Source organism: Robertmurraya sp. DFI.2.37, from assembly GCF_029211245.1.
Taxonomy (GTDB): domain Bacteria; phylum Bacillota; class Bacilli; order Bacillales; family Cytobacillaceae; genus Robertmurraya; species Robertmurraya methanolica_A.
This window is the reverse complement of the sequence record NZ_JARGEJ010000940.1, coordinates 1-286: the sequence shown is the minus strand read 5'-3', so window position 1 is coordinate 286 and position 286 is coordinate 1. Positions and strand designations below refer to the sequence as shown.

Annotated in this window: 1 pseudogene; it reads left to right on the top strand. The window is 40.9% G+C overall.

The window, feature by feature from the left end:
• A pseudogene (locus tag PZE06_RS29245) lies at positions 1 to 286 on the top strand (D-alanyl-D-alanine carboxypeptidase); the annotation flags it as partial.

Here is a 286-nt window from a genome sequence, read left to right as displayed (position 1 = left end):
GCAAGAAAACTTTGAGACTCTGGTCGAGCTTGATAAAGAGAAGCTAAATGAAGACGGCAGTTTAACAGCTCCTATTAAAAAAGGAGATAAGCTTGGAACAGTAAAGGTTCAATTTAAAGATGAAGAGACTGTTTATTTAAGCTCTGAGGGACAGAGGAGTATGACAGTTGATTTAGTTGCAGCTGAGGATGTTGAGAAAGCAAACTGGTTCGTCCTTATGATGCGTGGAATTGGTGCATTCTTCGGTGATTTATGGAGCAGTGTTTCCTCCACAGTTAAGGGTTGG